The 21,141-nt window shown below is 73.9% G+C and carries 11 protein-coding genes; all 11 read left to right on the top strand.

Features of this window, described 5'->3' with window-relative positions; genetic code table 11:
• The first annotated feature begins 15 nt into the window (after window positions 1-15).
• The 11 genes from nuoL (at window position 16) to FZ988_RS10330 (ending at window position 21,071) form a co-directional block, all read left to right on the top strand.
• A complete protein-coding gene (nuoL, locus tag FZ988_RS10380; RefSeq protein ID WP_149203968.1) occupies window positions 16-2,004 on the top strand; it encodes an NADH-quinone oxidoreductase subunit L in 1,989 nt (662 codons plus the stop codon).
• 14 nt (window positions 2,005-2,018) lie between these two features.
• Window positions 2,019-3,596: an NADH-quinone oxidoreductase subunit M gene (locus tag FZ988_RS10375; protein ID WP_149203967.1), complete on the top strand. Its 1,578-nt coding sequence runs from the start codon at window positions 2,019-2,021 to the stop codon at window positions 3,594-3,596.
• Entirely contained in the window at window positions 3,593-5,176 is a 1,584-nt protein-coding gene (nuoN, locus tag FZ988_RS10370; RefSeq protein ID WP_149203966.1) for an NADH-quinone oxidoreductase subunit NuoN, read from the top strand. Before FZ988_RS10375 ends, nuoN begins: the two co-directional genes overlap by 4 nt.
• A complete protein-coding gene (locus FZ988_RS10365) occupies window positions 5,173-6,177 on the top strand; it encodes a polyprenyl synthetase family protein (RefSeq protein WP_149203965.1) in 1,005 nt (334 codons plus the stop codon). Before nuoN ends, FZ988_RS10365 begins: the two co-directional genes overlap by 4 nt.
• Window positions 6,178-6,285: 108 nt before the next feature.
• A complete protein-coding gene (locus tag FZ988_RS10360) occupies window positions 6,286-7,152 on the top strand; it encodes a PP2C family protein-serine/threonine phosphatase (RefSeq protein WP_149203964.1) in 867 nt (288 codons plus the stop codon).
• Complete coding sequence (locus FZ988_RS10355; RefSeq protein ID WP_149203963.1) at window positions 7,152-8,723, top strand: FHA domain-containing protein; 1,572 nt, start codon at window positions 7,152-7,154, stop codon at window positions 8,721-8,723. Before FZ988_RS10360 ends, FZ988_RS10355 begins: the two co-directional genes overlap by 1 nt.
• Window positions 8,720-10,339, top strand: a complete 1,620-nt coding sequence (locus FZ988_RS10350) for a serine/threonine-protein kinase (protein ID WP_149203962.1) — start codon at window positions 8,720-8,722, stop codon at window positions 10,337-10,339. Before FZ988_RS10355 ends, FZ988_RS10350 begins: the two co-directional genes overlap by 4 nt.
• 58 nt (window positions 10,340-10,397) lie before the next feature.
• Window positions 10,398-16,277, top strand: coding sequence for a fibronectin type III domain-containing protein (locus FZ988_RS10345; RefSeq protein ID WP_149203961.1), 5,880 nt, complete (start codon window positions 10,398-10,400; stop codon window positions 16,275-16,277).
• Between the two features lie 108 nt (window positions 16,278-16,385).
• Entirely contained in the window at window positions 16,386-17,345 is a 960-nt protein-coding gene (locus FZ988_RS10340; protein WP_188079077.1) for an AAA family ATPase, read from the top strand.
• A gap of 1 nt (window position 17,346) precedes the next feature.
• The gene (locus tag FZ988_RS10335) at window positions 17,347-18,540 is read left to right on the top strand and encodes a DUF58 domain-containing protein (RefSeq protein WP_246169424.1); all 1,194 of its coding nucleotides are present in this window, start codon (window positions 17,347-17,349) and stop codon (window positions 18,538-18,540) included.
• Between the two features lie 188 nt (window positions 18,541-18,728).
• Entirely contained in the window at window positions 18,729-21,071 is a 2,343-nt protein-coding gene (locus tag FZ988_RS10330; RefSeq protein ID WP_246169422.1) for a transglutaminase-like domain-containing protein, read from the top strand.
• Window positions 21,072-21,141: the final 70 nt, after the last annotated feature.

The raw sequence follows: 21,141 nt of genomic DNA, 5'->3' as shown, positions 1-21,141 counted from the left end.
GAGCGCGCGACGGTGATGACGACAGCTCTTGCTGCCCTGCCGCTGGAGGCCGAGGGTGCGGTGGCCGCGGCCAGCGCCTCGGGCGCCTTCTCGGTGGCGTGGCTCCTCATCGCGCTGCCGATGCTCGGCGCCGCGGTCCTGCTCCTTGCGGGGCGGCGGTCCGACGCCTGGGGCCACTGGCTCGGCGTCCTCGCGTCCGGGTCGGCCTTCGTCGTGGGCGCGGTGCTCTGGTTCGCGATGATGGGCCTGCCCGCCGACGAGCGGGTGCAGGACCTGCACCTGTTCAGCTGGATCCCTGCGGGCGCCTTCTCGCTCGACGCCGGGCTCCGCGTAGACCCGCTCTCGCTCGCGTTCGTGCTGCTCGTGACCTTCGTGGGCACGCTCATCCACGTGTACTCCGTGGCGTACATGGAGCACGACACGGACCGGCGCCGGTTCTTCGCGTACCTCAACCTGTTCGTCGCCGCGATGCTGCTCCTCGTCCTCGCCGACAGCTACGTGCTGCTCTTCGTCGGCTGGGAGGGCGTGGGTCTCGCGTCCTACCTGCTCATCGGCTTCTGGAACCACGAGATGCCGAACGCGGTCGCCGCGAAGAAGGCGTTCGTGGCCAACCGGGTCGGCGACATCGGCATGATCGTCGCGATCGGGCTCATGTTCGCGACCTTCGGGGCCACGGACTTCTCGAGCGTGTTCGGCCGCGCCGAGGGCGCGGGCGAGGGCCTGCTGACCGCGACCGGCCTCATGCTGCTGCTCGCCGCGACCGGCAAGTCCGCGCAGTTCCCGCTGCAGTCCTGGCTGGGCGACGCGATGGCCGGCCCGACCCCCGTCTCCGCGCTCATCCACGCGGCGACGATGGTCACGGCGGGCGTCTACCTCGTGGTCCGCTCCGCACCCGTGTACGCGGGCGCACCCACGGCCCTGCTCGTCGTCGCGATCGTCGGCGCCATCACGCTCCTGTTCGGGGCGATCGTCGGCTGCGCCAAGGACGACATCAAGAAGACCCTCGCGGCGTCGACGATGTCCCAGATCGGCTACATGATGCTCGCCGCGGGCCTCGGCCCCATCGGCTACGCGTTCGCGATCTTCCACCTGCTCACGCACGGCTTCTTCAAGGCCGGGATGTTCCTGGGCGCCGGCTCCGTCATGCACGGCATGGGCGACTCCGTGGACATGCGCCGCTTCGGTGGCCTGTCCCGGTACATGAAGGTCACGTGGCTGACGTTCGCGGCCGGCTGGCTCGCGATCATCGGGTTCCCGGGCCTGTCCGGGTTCTGGTCCAAGGACAAGATCATCGAGTCCGCGTACGCGGTCGCGGACGGCGAGGGCTGGCAGCCCTGGGTGTTCGGCACGGTCGCGCTCGTCGGCGCGGGCATCACCGCGTTCTACATGTCGCGCCTCTTCTTCATGACGTTCCACGGTGACAAGCGCTGGAGCGACGGCCACGGCGAGGGCCCGGCAGACGGGCCCGTGCGGCACCCGCACGAGTCGCCCCGGCTCATGACCGTGCCGATGGCGATCCTCGCGGTCGGCTCCGTCGCGCTCGGCGGCATCCTCGCGTTCGGCGACTCGTTCGTGACGTGGCTCGAGCCGGTGACCGGTCACGCCGAGCACCACGAGCCCGTCCTGCCGATCTGGCTGATCATGGTCCTGACGTTCGTGCTCGTCATCGCCGGCGTGTTCCTGGCCTGGCGGCAGTACGCGGCGGCACCGGTCGCCGTCGTGCCGCCGCGCGGCTCAGTCCTCACGCGGGCGGCCCGCAAGGACCTCTACCAGGACGACGTCAACGAGGCGCTCCTCATGCTCCCCGGCCAGTACCTGACGCGCTCGCTCGTGTACGGCGACCGTCAGCTGGTCGACGGAGCCGCCACGGGCCTCGCACGCGTGGTCGCCGGCTCGGGCGAGATCGTCCGCCGGGTCCAGAACGGGTACGTCCGGTCCTACGCGTCCACCATGGTGGCCGGCATCGTCGCGCTCACGGCCGTCGTCCTGGCGTTCCAGATCTGAGGGAAGAGAACACCGTGCTGAACGATCAGAGCTTCCCCTGGCTGACCACGTTGATCGTGGTCCCGCTGCTGGGCGCCGGCCTCGTGTGGGCCCTGCCCGGCGCGGCACGCCGGCACGCACGGACCGTAGCCGTCGCCGTGTCCCTGCTGACCCTCGTGCTCGCCGTCGTCGCGGCGCTCGGCTTCGACACCGCGGCGTCCGCGACGCACCAGCTCGAGGAGCAGGTGTCGTGGATCCCGGCGTTCGGCGTCAGCTACGCGCTCGGGGTCGACGGCGTCGGCCTCGCGCTCGTCCTGCTGTCGGTGCTCCTCGTGCCGCTCGTCCTCCTTGCCGCGTGGCGGGAGCACCCCGACGCCGTCGCGACGGGCGGCGAGCGGATCCGGCACTACGTCGCCCTCGTCCTCGTCCTCGAGGCCTTTATGGTCGCGGTGTTCGCGGCGCGCGACGTGTTCCTGTTCTACGTGCTGTTCGAGGCGATGCTCATCCCCGTCTACTTCATGATCGGGGCGTTCGGCGGGCTCCAGCGGCGCTACGCGGCGGTCAAGTTCCTGCTCTTCTCCCTCGCCGGTGGCCTCATCATGCTGGCCGGCGTCATCGCCCTGTACCTCCACGGCCCGGGCGGGCCCGAGGGCTTCCTCGTCGAGAACCTCGTGGGCCTCGACCTGCCGGTCACGACCGAGCGCCTGCTGTTCCTCGCGTTCTTCCTGGCCTTCGCGATCAAGGCGCCCATGTGGCCCGTCCACACCTGGCTGCCCGACGCCGCCGAGCAGGCCCCCGCCGGCACGTCCGTGCTGCTCGTGGGCGTCCTGGACAAGGTCGGCACCTTCGGGATGCTCACGCTGTGCCTGCCGCTGTTCCCCGAGGCGTCCCGCTGGGCGGCGCCGGTGATCATCGTGCTCGCCGTCGTCTCGATCCTCTACGGCGCGCTCCTGGCGATCGGTCAGGAAGACCTCATGCGGCTCATCGCCTACACGTCGGTCAGCCACTTCGGCTTCATCGTGCTGGGCATCTTCGCGTTCAGCTCCGTGAGCATCCAGGGTGCGTCGCTGTACATGGTCAACCACGGCCTCTCGACGGGCGCGCTGTTCCTGCTCGCCGGCTTCCTGGTCGCGCGGCGCGGGACCGCCCGGATCGCCGACTACGGCGGCCTCCAGAAGGTCACGCCCGTCCTGGCCGGGACCTTCCTCGTCGCGGGCCTCTCGGCCCTCTCGCTGCCCGGCCTGTCGACGTTCGTGAGCGAGTTCCTCGTTCTCGTCGGCACGTTCACCACGAACAAGCCCGCGGCGATCGTCGCGACCCTCGGCGTCGTGCTCGCCGCGCTCTACGTGCTCCTCACCTACCAGAAGGTCTTCACCGGCCCGGTGCGTGACGACCTCGCGACGACCCCCGACCTGTCGACCCGCGAGAAGTGGGTCGTCGGCCCCCTGATCGCCGCGATGCTCGTGCTCGGGTTCTACCCCGCGCCGGCGCTCGACCTCGTGCGGGCACCGGCCGACGTGACGCTCGAGCAGGTCGGCGTGACCGACGCCGCGCCGGCCCACGGCTCCGCCGACGCCACCACCAGCACCACCGATGACGGGAGCGACCAGTGACACCGGCCTTCGTGGCGCCCGAGATCCCGTGGGCCCACCTGCTGCCCGTCGCCATCGTGCTCGTCGCGGGCGTCGTCGGCGTGCTCGTCGAGGCCTTCGCGCCCCAGCGTCTGCGCCGCGCCATCCAGCTGACCATCGCGCTCCTCGCGACGGCCGGCGCGGTCGTCGCCGTCGCGGCCCTGTGGGCCGGCGTGCGCGACACCGGTGGCACGGTGGTGCTCGGCGGCTCGATGATCATCGACGGCCCGGCGCTCGTGCTCCAGGGCGTCCTGGCGCTCCTCGGCCTCGTGAGCCTGCTCGTGATCGCCGACCGCACCGAGTCGGGTGAGGACGCCTTCGCGCCGTCCGCCTCCGCCGTCCCCGGGTCGGACTACGAGGAGCTCGCCCGCCGCAAGGGCCTCGCGCAGACCGAGGTTTTCCCGCTCGTGCTCTTCGCGCTCGGCGGCATGATGATCTTCCCCGCCGCGGGCGACCTGCTGACCCTGTTCGTCGCGCTCGAGGTGCTCTCCCTGCCGCTGTACCTGCTGTCCGGGATGGCGCGCCGTCGCCGCCTGCTCAGCCAGGAGGCGTCCATGAAGTACTTCCTGCTCGGCGCGTTCGCCTCGGCGTTCTTCCTCTTCGGCACCGCGCTGCTCTACGGCTTCGCCGGCTCGGTGCGCCTCGCGGACATCGCGGCCGCGACGAGCACCGTCGTCGGCATGGACGCGCTGCTCCTCGCGGGCGTGCTGCTGCTCATGGTCGGCCTGCTCTTCAAGGTCGGCGCCGTGCCTTTCCACTCGTGGACGCCCGACGTCTACCAGGGCGCGCCGACGCCGATCACTGGCTTCATGGCCGCGTGCACCAAGATCGCGGCCTTCGGCGCCATCCTGCGCATCGTCTACGTCGTCGTCCCGCCGCTCGAGTGGGACGTCATGCCGCTGCTGTGGGCGATCGCCGTCCTGACGATGGTCGTCGGCACGGTCGTGGCGATCGTGCAGACGGACATCAAGCGCATGCTCGCCTACTCCTCGATCGCGCACGCGGGCTTCGTGCTCGTGGGCGTCGTCGCGCTCACGTCGAGCGGCATCTCGTCCGTGCTCTTCTACCTCCTCGCGTACGGACTGTCGACGATCGGCGCGTTCGCGATCGTCTCGCTCGTGCGTGAGGTCAACGCCGGCCCGGGCGGCGCCGTCGTCGCCGAGGCCACGCACGTGTCCCAGTGGTCGGGCCTCGGCCAGCGGCACCCGGTGCTCGCGGCGTCGTTCGCGCTCTTCCTGCTGTCCTTCGCGGGCATTCCGCTCACGGCCGGCTTCACGGGGAAGTTCGCGGTCTTCTCCGCGGCCGTCGAGGGCGGGCTCACGTGGCTCGCGGTCGTCGGCGTCGTCGTGTCAGCGGCCGCCGTGTTCTTCTACGCGCGGATCATCGTCCTGATGTTCTTCACCGACCCGGCCGGCACGGCGGGGGAGACGACGACGGTCGTCCGGTCCGAGGGCTTCACGACCGTCGCGATCGCCCTGGGCGTGATCGGCACCATCCTGCTCGGCGTGCTCCCGTCGCCGGTGCTCGACCTGCTCGCGGACGCCGCGAAGCTCATCCCGTGACGTCCACCCCGCTGCCGCTCGCCGACGCCGAGCTGGCCGACCTCCTCGCCGGACGGCTCGACCTGGTCGAGGAGCGGCTGCGCGACGCCGTCGCGCACGCCGACGTCCTGGCCGACGCGACGTCGCGCCACCTCGTCAACGCCGGCGGCAAGCGTCTGCGTCCCCTGCTGACGCTGCTCGCGGCCCAGCTCGGCGAGGGGCACCGCCCCGAGGTCGTCGACGCCGCGGTCGTCGTCGAGCTCACCCACCTCGCGACGCTGTACCACGACGACGTCATGGACTCCGCGCCGGTGCGGCGGGGAGCGCCCTCGGCGCACGAGGTCTGGGGCAACCAGGTCGCGATCCTCACGGGCGACCTCCTGTTCGCCCGGGCGTCCGGCATCGTCGCGGGCCTCGGCCCGGAGGCCGTCCGGATCCAGGCGGCGACGTTCGAGCGCCTCTGCCTGGGCCAGCTCCACGAGACCGTCGGCCCGCCCCCGGGCGCCGACCCCGTCGCGCACTACCTGCAGGTGCTCTCCGACAAGACGGCGTCGCTCATCGCGACCTCCGCGAGGTTCGGTGCGATGTTCGCGGGCTGCCGTCCGGCCGTCGTCGACACCCTCATCGTGTACGGGGAGAAGGTCGGCGTGGCCTTCCAGCTCGCCGACGACGTCATCGACCTCACGTCCGACGGCGACCAGACCGGCAAGACGCCCGGCACGGACCTGCGCGAGAAGGTGCCGACCATGCCGGCGCTCCTGCTGCGCGAGCGCGCCCGAGGGCCCCAGGGCACCGCCGCCGACCGGGAGCTCGTCGCGCTCCTCGACTCGGACCTGGCGTCCGACGAGGCGCTCGCCGAGGCCGTCGCTGGACTGCGGGCCCACCCGGTCGTCGCGGACACCCGCGACCGTGCGGTGGCCTGGGCCCACGAGGCGGTCGCGGCACTGGGTACGCTTCCCCCTGGTGCGGTCAAGGACTCGCTCGTCTCCTTCGCGGAGGCATTGGTCGACCGCGCCTCCTGATCCGGCGTCCGGGGCTCATGTCCGGGTCGGCACGCGCCGATGGTCAGGGCAGGGAACTCGTCGCGGCCTCGGGTGCCGCGTCAACTGGACGGTGAACGGGGGACAGCTGTGCGCACGTCGTGGGGCTCCGCCACCGACCGCGGACGCGTACGCCGGCTGAACGAGGACTCGCTGCTCGCCTACCCGCCCATCTTCATGGTGGCCGACGGCATGGGCGGCCACGCTGCCGGTGACGTCGCGAGCCGGCTCGCCGTCGAGGAGTTCTCCCAGCTCGCGGGTCGCAGCGCCGCCTCCCCGGACGACATCCACGACTGCTTCCACCGCACCGCGACCCGCCTGCGCGACTCGATCGCCGCGGGCAAGATGGCCGGCACGACGGTCGCCGGTGTCGCGATCGCCGCGCACGACGGCGGGTCGTACTGGCTCGTCTTCAACATCGGCGACTCGCGTGTGTACCGGCTCTCGGGCGGCGAGCTCGAGCAGATCAGCGTCGACCACTCGGTGGTCCAGGAGCTGATCGACGCGGGCGAGCTCGACCCGGCGGACGCCACGGGGCACCCCGAGCGGCACGTCATCACCCGGGCGGTGGGTACCGGCGCCGAGCCGGAGCCCGACTACTGGCTCATCCCGGCCGGGACCGCGGACCGCCTGCTCGTGTGCTCGGACGGCCTCACGTCCGAGCTCGACGACGACGCCATCCGCGACGTCCTCGTGACCGCGGCCGACCCGCAGGACGCCGCGCAGATGCTCGTCGCGCGGGCGCTCGAGGCGGGCGGCCAGGACAACGTGAGCGCCGTCGTCGTGGACGTGGCCATGGCGCCTGGCGAGGCCGACACGGAGTCGACCCGGCGGGCGCCCAGCCGCGCCCTGCTGCTGGCCGAGGAGGCCAGCCCACCCGCTACCGCATGGGACGAGGAGATCGACGGAGTGACGATCCCGAGCCCCACCCGCGCCCGTGCTCCGGAGGTGAGCTGATGATCGTGCCCCTGTACGCCCCAGGCGAGTGGATCGCCGTCGTGACCGACGGCAGCATCGTGCTGCTCCCGCCGACCACCGAGGCCGCACTCGTCGGCGAGGTCTGGGCGTCCCTGCGCGACGGCGCCGGCCTGACGGCCCAGCTCCAGCTGCTCCTGCGCTCCGGGATCGCCGACCTGCCGCCGTTCGCGCTCGTGGCGCTCAGCGGCGGCCGGATGCACGCCGTGGTGCGCGGTGAGCTCGAGGTCGACGTCGAGACGCCCGAGGGCCGGCGCGTCGTCAGCGGCGCGCAGGTCTCGACCTGGGCCGAGGAGATCGTGTCCGACGTCGCGACCGTGACCGTCCGCACGCCCGGCCTCCACGGCGCCGAGGCCGTCGCCGCGCTGCCCGTGCTCTCGGCCGTCGTGCGCGCCGCGGGCGTGCGCGTCGCGCTGTCCGAGGTGGACGTCGACGCGCACTCCGATGCCGATGCTGGCCCCGATGCCGAGGTGCCGGCGGGTGCCCGCGGGGGCCTCCAGGAGTCCGAGGCGGCTGCCACGCCGGAGCCCGACGCGAAGCCTGCGCCCGAGCCCGCTCCCGCTCCCGCCCCGACCCCTGAGCCGGAGCCGGAGCCGGAGCCGACCCCCGAGCCGGAGCCGACCCCCGAGCCGGAGCCGACCCGCGCGCCGGAGCCGACCCGCGCGCCGGAGCCGCAGCCCGAACCTGAGCCTGAGCCTGAGCCGACCCCCGCGTCGGACGCGGTGACTTCTGCCGACGCCGACCGCAACCCGCGGCACGCCCTGCCTGCACCCCGGCCGCCCGTGACCGGGGCCTTCCCCTCGCAGCCCGCCACGAGCGGCGCGCCGTCGGCCGCCACCCCGGCCGACGCCCTCGGCGACCTCGAGCACACGCTGCTCGGCGCCGCACCGACTCCCCACCGGCCGCCCGCTCCACCCGCGCCCCCGGCGCCCGCCCCGGCCCCGGCGCCCGCACCGCCCACGGCGCCCGCACCGGCCACTGCGTCCGCGGCCCCGGCCCCCGCCCCGTCGACGCCCGCGCCCTCGGCCCCCGCCGCGACGGACGCACCTGCGGCACCGGCCGCGGCCGAGCCGGTCCCGGTGGCCGCCGCCGTGGACCACGACGGGATGACGGTGCTCAGCTCGGACGTCGTCGCGCTGCGTCGTCAGCTCCCGGACTGGGCCGGCGACGCCGTCCCGGGCCCGATCGCGGTGCCCACGCCGCAGAAGCCGCCGCCCGCCAAGATCCTGCTGTCCTCGGGCCTCGTCGTCTCGCTCAACCGGCCGGTTCTCCTGGGCCGGGCGCCGCAGGTCTCGCGCGTCTCGAACAGCGAGCTCCCGCGCCTGGTGACCGTCGCGAGCCCCAACCAGGACATCTCGCGCACGCACGCGGAGGTCCGGATGGACGGCGAGGACGTCTTGGTGACGGACCTGCGGTCGACCAACGGCGTGCTGCTGCTGCGCCAGGGCCAGGGCCCGCAGCGGCTGCACCCCGGCGAGCCCACCGTCGTCGAGCCGGGAATCGTCGTGGACCTCGGCGAAGGCGTGACCTTCATCGTGGAGCGGGGCGCGTGACAGCACGCCGCGAGCCGTCGGCACCACCCGTCATCCCGGGGCACGAGCCTGTCCGGCTCCTCGGGATGGGCGGGTTCGCCGACGTGTTCCTGTACGAGCAGCTCATGCCGCGGCGCTCCGTCGCGGTCAAGGTGCTGCTCGCGAGCCACCTGGGCGACGACGTGCGGGAGCGGTTCCGCACCGAGGCCGACCTCATGGCCCAGCTGTCGCACCACCCGTCGATCGTCACGATCTACCACGCCGACGTCGCGGCCGACGGCCGTCCCTACCTGGTCATGGAGTACTGCTCACGGCCGGGGCTCGGCCAGCGGTACCGCAACGAGCGCATGGGCGTCGCCGAGGTGCTGCGCATCGCGATCCGGCTCGCCTCCGCCGTGGAGACCGCGCACCGGGCGGGCATCCTGCACCGCGACATCAAGCCCGCGAACGTGCTGATCACGGACTTCGGCTGGCCCGCGCTGACCGACTTCGGCATCGCGGCCACGACCGGCTGGAGCTCAGGCAGCGCCGTCGGCATGTCCATCCCGTGGTCGCCTCCCGAGCTGCTCGCCGAGGACCCGACGGGTGACGTCCGCGCGGACGTCTACTCCCTCGCGGCCACCGTGTACTCGCTCCTCGCGCGCAGGTCGCCCTTCGAGGTCGCGGACGCGTCCAACTCCGCGGCCGACCTCATCGGACGCATCGAGCGCGCACCGCTCGCGCCCACGGGCCGGGGGGACGTGCCCGACAGCCTCCAGGCGGTCCTGGCGCGCGCCATGGACAAGTCGCCGCAGCGCCGGCACCACTCGGCGCTCGCGCTCGCGCGCGCCTTCCAGCAGGTCGAGGCGGAGCTCTTGCTGCCGCTGACCCCCCTCGACCTGCCCGAGGACATCACGGAGGCCGTCGGGGGCGCGGCGTCGGGCACGGGCGAGGACCTGGGCGACGCCGGGCAGGCCACGCGGCTCCGGCCGGTGCAGAGCGTCTCGCCCGACGCGCCGCCCGCCCCGCAGGCACCGCCTGCACCCGCCGGTGTGGCGGCCAACCCGCTCCTCTTCGCCGGTGGACAGCAGGCCGGTCCACCTCAGCCCGGCGTGCCTCAGGCGGGCGCACCAGCCGGCGCGCAGGCAGGCCCCGCCGGCGCACCGCTCGGCGGCGTGCCCGCGGCGTGGCAGCAGCACGCGCAGGCGGTCGGCGAGGTCCCGCAGGAGGCTCCCCGCCGTCGCGTCGGACGCATCGTCGCCGGCTCCGTCGGAGGCCTCGTCGTGGTCGCCGCGCTCGTCGTCGGCGGCATCCTCGCGTTCAGCCCCGACGGGCCGGACGACGGCCCCGAGGAGACGCCGAGCGCGACCGCGACGGTCCCGACGGTGCGCGCGGTCCCGACGCCGACGGACCTCGAGGGCACCCTGGGCGCCGACGGCGCCGTCTTCACGTGGGTGAACCCGGAGCCCGAGAAGGGTGACCGGTTCCTGTGGGGTCGCGTCGTGACGGGCACCGAGACGGCGATGACGGCCGTCGACGAGCCCACGGTGACGGTCTCACCGGTCGCACCGGGCGAGGAGGTCTGCATCGAGGTCTCCGTGGTGCGCACCGACGGCCGCTTCTCGACCGAGCCGGCGGTCGGGTGCGTGCAGGGATGACTGTGACGGGCATGACGGGCGTGACGGGCGTGACGCGGACGACGAGGGTGGGACGGGCATGAGCGGGACGGTCAGGAGCGCGAGCCGACGCGCGGCCGGGTCGCGCCCGCGCTGGCTCGCGCCCGTGGCTGCCGCCGCCGTCCCCGTCGTGCTCGCGACCCTCGCCCTGCTGTACCCGGGCGTGCCCGTGTCCCAGGTCGACCTCAACGACGGCTCGGTGTGGCTGACGAACACCTCCGCGCTCAAGCTCGGCCGCTACAACCCGGCGATCGAGGAGCTCAACGCGGGGCTCATCGCGACGGCGGCGGAGTTCGACGTGCTCCAGGACGCCGGCGACGTGCTGCTCACCGAGGCCGGGAAGGTCTCCACGGTCGACCCCGCGAGCGTCACCCTGACCTCCCAGACGACGGTCCCGTTCGGCGCGAAGGTCACGATGGCCGCGGGCACGGTCGCCGTCGCCGACGCCTCGGGCAACGTGTGGGCCCGCACCATGACCATGATCGGGTCGCTCAGCGTCGACTCGCAGGACCCGGACCTCGAGCTCGGGACGGGTGGCGGCGCCGTCGTCGCGCGCGACGGCACGGTGCTCGCGGCGAAGGCCGACGGGACGCTCCTGCGCGGCGAGGTGGGCGTCGAGGAGGTCGACGTCGAGGAGGCCGGGACCCTGGCCGGCGAGCCCTCGGGAGGGTTCGACCAGGTCACGGCCGTCGGCGACCAGCTCGTCGCGCTCGCGGGCCGCACCCTGCACACGCCGCGCGGCTCGGTCGACCTCAGCGCCTACGGCGAGGGCCTGACGCTCCAGCAGCCCGGCCCACGCGCCACCTCCGTCCTCGTCGCTTCGCGCACCGCTCTCCTCGAGATCTCGCTCGACGGCACCAAGGTGCACGAGCACGAGACCGGGGGCACCGGTCGGCCCGCGGCCCCGGTCGTCGTCGGCGCGTGCGGGCACGGGGCGTGGGCCTCGGCCACGGGCAGCTACGTCCAGCTCTGCCGGGGCAGCGACCCCGAGATCACCGACCTCCAGGGCATGACCAGCACGGACACCCTGGTGTTCCGCGTCAACCGCGACGTCGTCGTCCTCAACGACACGCTGCGCGGGCGCCTGTGGGTCCCCATGGAGGACCCCGAGCTGCGCGAGCCGAACTGGCAGGACATCGAGCCCGACGAGGAGACGCAGCAGGACGACGAGGAGTCCGAGAGCCGGCAGAGCACCGAGAACCTGCAGGCCGAGTGCAGCGCGCAGTCGTCGTCGCCCCTGGCCGCGGACGACGAGTTCGGCGTGCGCGCCGGGCGGACCATGGTGCTCTCGGTCATCGACAACGACGCGTCGTCGGACTGCGGCATCCTCGCGATCTCCGAGTTCGACCCCCTGCCCGCCGAGTTCGGGACCCTCGTCGCCATCCACGGCGGCCGGTCGTTCCAGCTCACGACGACGGCCGAGGCGACGGGCACGGCCGAGTTCACGTACACGATCACCGACGGACGGGGCACGAGCGCCCCGTCGACGGCGACCGCGCGCCTGACCGTGCGTGACCCGGCGCAGAACAGCGGGCCCGAGCAGCTCCGGGTCGGCTCCGTGATCGTCGAGCAGGGCGGCACCGTCACGTACGACGTGCTGCCCGACTTCCGGGACCCCGACGGCGACCACCTCATCCTCGCCGGCGCGGCCGCGGAGGGCGGCGGCACGGTCCGCACGCGGCAGGACGGCGAGCTCACCTACACGTCCGACGGCGGCACCCTGGGCCGCCAGACCGTGCACGTCCAGGTGTCCGACGGGACCGAGACCGCGGAGGGGACGCTGCTCGTCGACGTCCGCCCGGCCGGGTCCGTGACCCCGGTGATCGACCCGGTGCACGCGGTGACGTACGTCGACGAGCCCGTCGTCGTGAGCCCGCTCAAGAGCGTGCGCAGCGCGTCGCGCGAGCCCGTCCGCCTTGCCGGCGTCGACGAGCTCCCCGGGCTCACGCTCACCCCCGACCTCCCGGGTGGGACCTTCACGGTCACCGGCGCGCGCGCCGGCACCTACTACGTCTCGTTCCTCATCACGGCGAGCCCGCAGCAGGCGACCGGCATCGCCCGGATCGACGTGCTCGATCGCCCCGAGGTCATCCCGCCGCCCACGGCCGTCCTCGACACCGCGCTGCTCCCGCCCGGCGGCGAGGTCACCGTCGACCCGCTCGCGAACGACGTCGACCCCGCCGGAGGCGTGCTCGTCGTGCAGTCGGTCGAGGTCCCGGCGGAGACCGGTCTGCAGATCGCGGTGCTCAACCACCGCCTGCTGCGGATCACGTCGACGCGCGTGCTCGAGGCGCCCGTGACGGCGCGCTACACGATCTCCAACGGTGCCGCGTCCGCGACGGGCGAGGTCGTCATCCTGCCCATCCCGGCGTCCGCGACCCAGCAGCCGCCCGTCGTGCCCAACGTCTCCGTCTCCGTGCGGACCGGCGGCGTCGTGACGATCCCCGTGCTCGAGGGTGCGTACGACCCGGACGGCGACCCGCTGACGCTCCTGCCCGAGCTCGCGGAGGGACTCGGCTCGGGCGAGGGCCTCATGTTCGTCTCGGGCGACGTGCTGCGGTACCAGGCCCCCGACTCCCCGCTCCAGACGCACGCCACGTTCAACGTGAGCGACCCCGCGGAGAACGTGACGGCGGCGACCGTCACCGTCGACGTCCACACGTCGGACCCCGCGTCCAAGGCACCGCCGCGGCCCGAGGCGCTCACCGCGCGGGTGTTCACGGGCGAGACCGTGCGGATCCCCGTGCCCCTGACGGGCATCGACCCCGACGGCGACGGCGTGTACCTCCTGGGCCAGGACCAGGCGCCGACCAAGGGCCGCATCGTGGCTCAGGGCGCCGACTGGCTCGAGTACGAGGCGCTCCCGGGCGAGGTCGGCACCGACACGTTCACGTACGCCGTCGAGGACTGGGTGGGTCAGCGTGCGGTCGCGACCGTCCAGGTCGGCATCGCGGCGCGGCCCACCACGTCCGCGCAGGTCGTCAGCCGCAACGACGACGTGACGGTCCGGCCCGGCCAGTCCGTCGAGGTCCGCGTGCTGGCGAACGACACGGACACCGGCGGCGGCGAGCTGACCCTCCAGCCCGAGCTCGAGGTGCCCGAGGGCGTCGAGGCCGAGGTCGTCGGCCGGCGCATCGTCGTGCAGACGCCGAACGCGCCCGGTGTCGTCCAGATCGCGTACACCGCGACCAACGAGCGCGGCGGCAGCGGCGGAGCGGTCCTGACCGTGACCGTCGACCCCGACGCCCCGGTGCTCCCGCCCGTCGCCCAGGACGTCGTGGTGCCCGCGACCGAGACCATCAACCGCACGACCGTCGAGGTCGACGTGCTCGAGGTCGCGCAGAACCCCAGCGGGCCCCTGAGCGACCTCGCCGTGTCCGTCGACGGCTCCGTGGCGGACGTCGCGACCGTCAACACCAAGGGCAACGTCGTCGTGACTCTGATCGACCGCGCGCAGACGCTGCCGTACCTGCTCACGAACACGAACCCGGCCGCAGGCGGCCTCAAGAGCTACGCCTTCATCACGGTGCCCGCGCTCGGCGACTTCCCACCCATGCTGCGCCCGGGCGCGCCCGAGCTCGTCGTCATCGCCGGCGAGCAGCTGCGCGTCTCGCTCGCGGAGCAGGTCCAGGTCGCGCCGGGCCGCACCGCGGTGATCAGCGACGTGGCCAAGGTGACGGCGACCAAGTCGGACGGGTCGTCCCTGGTGGCGGACAACCAGACCCTCACGTACACCCCGCAGCGCTCCTACGCGGGCCCGGCGTCGATCTCGTTCGAGGTCGCAGACGCGAACCTCGCCGACCCGACGGTCCGCACCAAGGTGCTCACCCTGCCCGTCACGGTGCTCGCGGCCGAGGACTACCCGCCCGTGTTCACGCCCTCGGTGCTCGACGTCGGGCCCGGGGAGACGACCTCGGTCGACCTGGCGGTCTTCACGTCCGACCCGGTCGGGACCGCCGAGGGCGGCGCGCGGTACACCTACCGCCTGAGCTCACCCGAGCCGCCGGGCTTCCAGGTGTCGATCGCGGGCACAACGCTCACCGTCACTGCAGGCCCGACCGTGCCCAAGGGCACCGTGGGAGGCGTCGGCATCGACATCGGCTACGGGACTGACAGCAAGGTCGAGGCCCGTGTCGACTTCAAGGTCGTCGCGAGCAAGCGGCAGCTCGCACGCGTGGTCGACCACGCCGTGCCCGACGGCGTGGAGGGCGGCGCCTCGACGATCGCGGTCCTCACGGGCGCGTACAACCCGTTCCCCGAGTCGCCGATGACCGTGGTCGACGCGGTCGTCGAGACCCCCGGGGCCGGGACGGCCGGGATCACCGGCAACCAGGTGACCGTGCGCCCCGCGGCCGGCTTCATCGGCCAGATGGTCACCCGGTACCGCGTGCGGGACGTCACCGGTGACCCCGACCGTGAGGTCGAGGGCCGCATCACCGTGACGGTCCGCGGCCGCCCGGCCGCCCCGACGGCGCCGCGCGTCGTCGAGGTCCGCGACCGGACGGTCGTCCTCGCGTGGGACGCCCCCGCCAACAACGGTGAGGCGATCACCGGGTACCGCCTCACCGCGCAGCCCGGCGGCATCGCCAAGGACTGCGCGAGCACCACGTGCACGGTCGAGAACCTCACCAACAACACCGAGTACACGTTCACGGTCACCGCGCAGAACGCTGTCGGCGTGTCCGACGCAAGCCCGCCGTCCGGCCCCGCGCGGCCGGACGCGAAGCCCTCGGCCCCTGCCGCGCCCGAGCTCGTCTGGGGCGACCGGTCGGTCACCGCGAGCTGGACCGCACCCGCGAACACCGGTTCCCCGATCGTCCGCTACGAGCTCCAGATCAGCCCGACGCCGCCCGGCGGCTCGGCCACGGTCTCGACGCCCGGGACGAGCCAGACGTTCACGGGCCTGACGAACGGTGTCGAGTACCGCGTCCAGGTGCGCGCGATCAACCTCGCACCCGAGCCCGGCGACTGGAGCCCGCAGAGCCAGCCGCAGGTCCCGGCGGGCCTCCCGGGCGTACCGGCGCCGTCGGCCCAGCGCTACGACCAGAGCATCTTCGGCGGCGGACGCCTCGAGGTGACCTGGCCCGACGTCGAGCCGAACGGCGACGCGGTCGACCGGTACGAGGTCCGCGTCAACGGCGGCGAGGTCGTCACGCCCAACGGCGGCTCCACGCGTCACGTGATCGACCCCGCCGGCGCCGGCGACTACACGTTCGAGATCCGCGCCCACAACAAGGCCGGCTGGGGCCAGTGGTCCCCGCGCCTCGACGTGAGCTACGCGACTGTGCCGTCCGCCGTCGGGGGCCTCAGCGCGACGCCCGCCGGCGAGGGCACCGTCCAGCTCTCGTTCAGCGAGCCGGACTGGGCCGGCGGCAGCAACCGCAGGTACGAGGTCGCCGTCGACGGCGGTTCCTTCGGCGGGCTGCGCGGCGACCTGCAGGTCGGCAACCTGCGCGCCGGGACGCACTCGTTCGTCGTCCGCGCGTGCAACAGCGAGGGCTGCGGGCAGCAGAGCAGCTCTGCGTCGGCGGACGTCACGACCCGCCCGGGCACGCCCGGCACGCCGTCCCTCCCGCTGACCCCGTCGACGTCGCCCACCTCGTTCACCGCGACGTGGGGAGCCGCGGACAACGGCGGCATCCCGACCGTCGAGTACGGCTGGCAGTTCAGGTTCGAGCCGGACGAGCCGATGGCGCCGTGGGCGAACCCGTGGCGCAACTGGCAGGTCACCTCGCCCCAGGCGAACGCGCTCTCGACCGGCGCCGTGGCCATCCCTGACGAGATCCAGGGCGTCAAGGGAAAGATCCGGTTCGAGGTCTACGCGAAGAACACCCACGGGGAGAGCGGTGTCGCGTCGGGCGTCGCCGACGTCACCGTCACGCCGCCCGCGGACCCCGACCCCGGCGACACCGGTGGCTGACCCCGCGCACCGCTGCCCACGCCCACGCCCCACGGGCGCCCGGCGCCGCACGACCCCGAACCTCGCGCCCCGCGGCGCGAACCACCCGAGGAGAAGAACCCCGTGACCATGACCCCCGAGCAGAGCGCCTGGTTCGCCGAGACCTTCGACGCGCTGGTCGCGAACGTGGGCGAGGCCGTGCTGGGCAAGGACCACGTCGTGCGGCTCGCCCTCACGTGCATGCTCGCCGAGGGGCACCTGCTCCTCGAGGACGCGCCCGGGACGGGCAAGACGTCGCTCGCCAAGGCGATCGCCGCGACCGTGCAGGGCACGCACAGCCGCATCCAGTTCACGCCCGACCTGCTGCCGTCGGACGTCACGGGCGTCACGATCTACGACCAGAACACGCGCACGTTCGAGTTCCACCAGGGCCCCGTGTTCGCCTCGGTGGTGCTCGCGGACGAGATCAACCGCGCCTCGCCCAAGACCCAGTCGGCGCTGCTCGAGGTCATGGAGGAGTCGCGCGTCACGGTCGACAAGATCACGCACCGCGTGGGTCGCCCGTTCATGGTCATCGCGACGCAGAACCCGATCGAGCAGGCGGGCACCTACCGGCTCCCCGAGGCCCAGCTCGACCGATTCCTCATGAAGACGTCGCTCGGCTACCCGGACCACGCGTCGACCGTCGAGATCCTCGCGGGCTCGGCCGAGCGCGACCGCACGGCGCACCTCGTGCCCAAGATCACGACGCATGCCGTGGGTGAGATGGCCGAGCTCGCGTCGACCGTGCACGCGGACGCCGCGGTGCTCGACTACGTGTCCCGGCTCGTCGAGGCGACCCGGACCGACGCGCAGACCTCGCTGGGCGCGAGCATGCGTGGCGCCCTGGCGCTCGTGCGCTGCGGCAAGGTGTGGGCCGCGTCCCAGGGCCGCAGCTACGTCATCCCCGACGACGTCAAGCTCCTCGTGGAGCCCGTGCTCTCGCACCGCGTCATCCTCGACACCGAGGCCGAGTTCGCGGGCGTCACCGCCAAGCAGGTCGTCACGCGCATCCTCGCGGAGACGCAGCCCCCGGCAGCCCGGGTCTGACGTGCTCGTCCTGCTCCGGCGTACCGGCGCCCTCGCCGGCCGCCTCCTGCACCCCGTCTCGCCCCTGGGCTGGACGGCGCTCGCGTGCGCCCTCGTGCTCGGGGCGGGCGGGTGGTGGCTCGGCTGGGTCGAGCTCACCGTGCCCGCGGCCTGCCTCGTCGCCGCGGTCGTCGTCGGCCTGCTCCTCACGCTCGGGCGCTCCACGTACGCCGTCGACCTCGAGCTCTCCGAGAACCGCGTGACCGTGGGCCAGCGCGCCGTCGGGCGCATCGAGGTCCGCAACACCTCCCGCCGCCGCCTGCTGCCCGCCCAGATCGAGCTGCCCGTGGGCCGGGGCGCCGCGGACTTCCACCTGCCCTCGCTCGCGCCCGGTGCGGCGCACGAGGACGTCTTCGCGATCCCGACGACGCGGCGCGCCGTCGTGGAGGTCGGTCCAGTCCGCTCCGTGCGTGGGGACCCGCTGGGGCTCCTGCGCCGCCGGGTGCGCTGGACCGACGTGGTCGACCTCTACGTGCACCCCGAGCTCGTGTCCCTGCGGGGTGCGGCGTCGGGCGTGCTGCGCGACCTCGAGGGCCAGGCGACGCGCGTGGTCTCCGACTCCGACATGTCCTTCCACGCGCTGCGTGACTACGTGGCCGGCGACGACCGCCGCCACATCCACTGGAAGACGACGGCACGGGTCGGCGCGCTCATGGTCAGGCAGTTCGAGGACACCCGCCGCACGCACACCGCGATCGCGCTGTCGACGTCCACGGACGACTACGCGAGCGCGGAGGAGTTCGAGCTCGCCGTGTCCACCGCCGCGTCGATCGGCGTCCAGGCGCTGCGCGACGAGCGCGAACTCACGGTCCTGGCCGGGCACGGCGCACTGCGCGCCGAGAACCCGCCGCGCCTCCTCGACGACTGCTCGGCCCTCGAGGCCGGCGCCGACGGCCGGGGGAGCGCGCAGCTCGCGCAGTGGGTCAAGCGCGAGGCGGCCGACGCGACCGTCGCGATCCTCGTGACCGGCTCCGTGCCGAGCAGCAGCACCCTGCGCGCCAACGCGGCGCACATCCCGACGGGCGTCCGCACGCTGGTGCTGAGCTGCCAGGTCGGCGGGGCCGTCGAGGTCGCGTCGCACGGAACGCTCGCCCTCGCGCAGGTCGGCTCCCTCATGGACCTCCCGCGCGTGCTGCGACGGGTGGTGGCCGGATGAGCCACGCAGCCCCACCGGCGCCGCCGGCGCCCCCGATGCCCCCCGTCCCTCCGGCGCCGCCCTCGACGCCGCCCCCGGGTGGGCAGGCCGGGCCCCCCTCGCGGGCTCAGCGTCCGCCGCGCGCCGCACGACCGCCCCGCACCCGACCGGCGCGCGGCGACGGGGGCCGCGGCTGGCTCGACGTCGCCGTGCTCGCCTCCACCGTGCTGCTGGCGCTCCTGCCCCTGCTCCCCGTCTTCGGTGCCCGGGCCGCGCTCCCGCCTGCCGTGGGTGGCGTGGTCCTCGGGTCGGGCCTCGCGCTCCTCGCCGCGCGGCGCCGGTGGCCCGCGATGGTCACGAGCGCTGCCGCCGTCGTCCTCTATCTCGTGGCGGGCGCCGCGCTCGCCGCGCCGACGACCGCCCTCGCGGGCGTCGTCCCCACCCCGACCTCGCTCGCGCTGCTCCTCACGGGTGCCGTCACGGTGTGGAAGCAGGTCCTCACGCTCGACCCTGCGCTCGGTGGCAGCGGCAACCTGCTGGTCGCGCCCTACCTCCTGGCCTACGCGGGCACGGTCATCGCGGTGACCGTCGCACGCCGTGCGGAGCCCCGCCGCGCAGGTGCGTGGGCGGCGCTGGCCCCCGTCGTCGTGCTGGGCGTCTCGGTGCTCCTCGGCACCAAGGAGAGCGTGCAGCCCGTCATCGCGGGGATCCTCGTCGTCGCAGCCCTGCTCGTCTGGGTCGCGTGGCGGCGCGGCACGCTCGCACCCCGCAGGCTCGTGTCCCTGCTCGTGATGGGCGCGGTCGTCGCGGTGAGCGGTGCGCTCGTCGGGCCCCTCGCCGCCGAGCAGCGGCCGCGCTACGTGCTGCGCGACGAGCTCGTGCCCCCGTTCGACCCGCGCGACCACGCGAGCCCCCTGTCGTCCTTCCGCAAGTTCGTCAAGGACTGGAAGGACACCGACCTCCTGACCGTGCGAGGGCTGCCTGAGGGCGGCACCGTGCGGCTGGCCACGATGGACGCGTTCGACGGCGTCGTGTGGAACGTCGCCGGCGCCGAGTCCGCGGAGGGCTCGGGTCAGTTCAGGCGCGTCGGCGAGACCATCACGACGTCGGTGCGCGGCGACCGCACCGAGGTCGGGTTCGAGGTCCACCACCTGCCCATGGTGTGGCTGCCGACGGTCGGCTACGCCGAGCGCTTCGACTTCGAGGGCGGCGACGCCCTCGAGCTGTCCGGCGACCTGCGCTACAACGACGCGACCGGGACTGCGGTCCTCGCCGACGGCGTACCCGACGGCACGTCCTGGACCGTCGACGTCGTGGTGCCGCAGGAGCACGACGTCGAGACGATCGGGGCGGCGTCGGCCGGGCCCGTGCGCCTGCCCGAGCCTGCCGGCGTCCCCGAGGCCGTGCCGCTCTTCGCGGGCGAGCTCGCCGGGACCGCGACGTCGCCCGTCCTCATCGCCCAGACGCTCGAGGCGGGCCTCACGGAGCGCGGCTGGTTCAGCCACGGCCTGACCGAGTCCGGCGACTACCCGTCGTTGTCCGGCCACGGGGCCGACCGCATCACGGTGCTGCTCACCGGTGACCTCATGGTCGGCGACGGTGAGCAGTACGCCTCCGCGATGGCGCTCATGGCCCGCGAGATGGGTCTGCCCGCGCGCGTGGTCCTCGGGTTCGTCCCTGACGAGGAGCAGGCGGGAGCCGAGGAGATCACGATCACGGGCGACGACGTCCAGGCCTGGGTGGAGATCAACTTCACCGGCTACGGGTGGGTCGCGTTCCACCCGACCCCCGACGAGACGAAGACCCCGCGCGAGGACACGCCGCAGGAGCAGTCCGAGCCGCAGCCCCAGGTGCGGCAGCCCCCGCCGCCCCCGGAGGACCCGGTCCAGGCGCCCGAGGACGACACCGAGCAGCCGCGCACCGAGGACCCGCCGCCGCAGGAGCAGCCCGATCCGACGCTGCGGGCGCTCCTGACGGTCGCGGCGACCGTCGGGATCCCGTTCCTCGTGCTCATGACGCCGTTCGTGCTCATCGCGGCCGCCAAGACGCGGCGTCGCAAGCGCAGGCGCACGGCCGGCCGGCCGGTCGAGCGCGTCGTGGGCGGCTGGGAGGAGCTCCTCGACCAGGCACGCGACCTGCGTCGTCCCGCGCCGCCCAAGGCGACGCGGCGGGAGACGGCCGTGCACCTGGCGGGGGCCTTCGCCCAGACGAACCCGCGCCGGCCCGCGGCGGCCCCGGACGACGCGGCGACGCGCCGGGCGGCCGTCGTCGGCGGACCCGTCGCGGGCCTCGCGGCCGGTGCCGACGCGATCGTCTTCGGTCCCGGTGAGCCGACGCCCGAGCAGGCCGAGGCGTACTGGGCCCAGGTCGAGCTCGCCGTCGAGGCCATGCGGACCGCCGTCCCGGCACGCCAGTGGTGGCGCTCACGCTGGTCCCTGGCGTCGCTGCGCGCCCGCCGGGTGGCCCGCCGCTCGACCCGCCGGGCCCGGCGGGCGGACCGTGCAGGCCGCGCGGGGCGCAATGCGGAGAGCGCAGCGCGCGAGGACGCCTGAGCGTCGGCGCTGCGCGCGAGGACGCCTGAGCGCCAACGCCGCGCGCGGCGACGCCTGAGGGTGTCTCCGC

The sequence above is a fragment of the Actinotalea subterranea genome, assembly GCF_008364845.1.
GTDB classification, from domain to species: Bacteria; Actinomycetota; Actinomycetes; order Actinomycetales; family Cellulomonadaceae; genus Actinotalea; species Actinotalea subterranea.
This window is presented reverse-complemented; position numbering and strand designations above follow the sequence as displayed.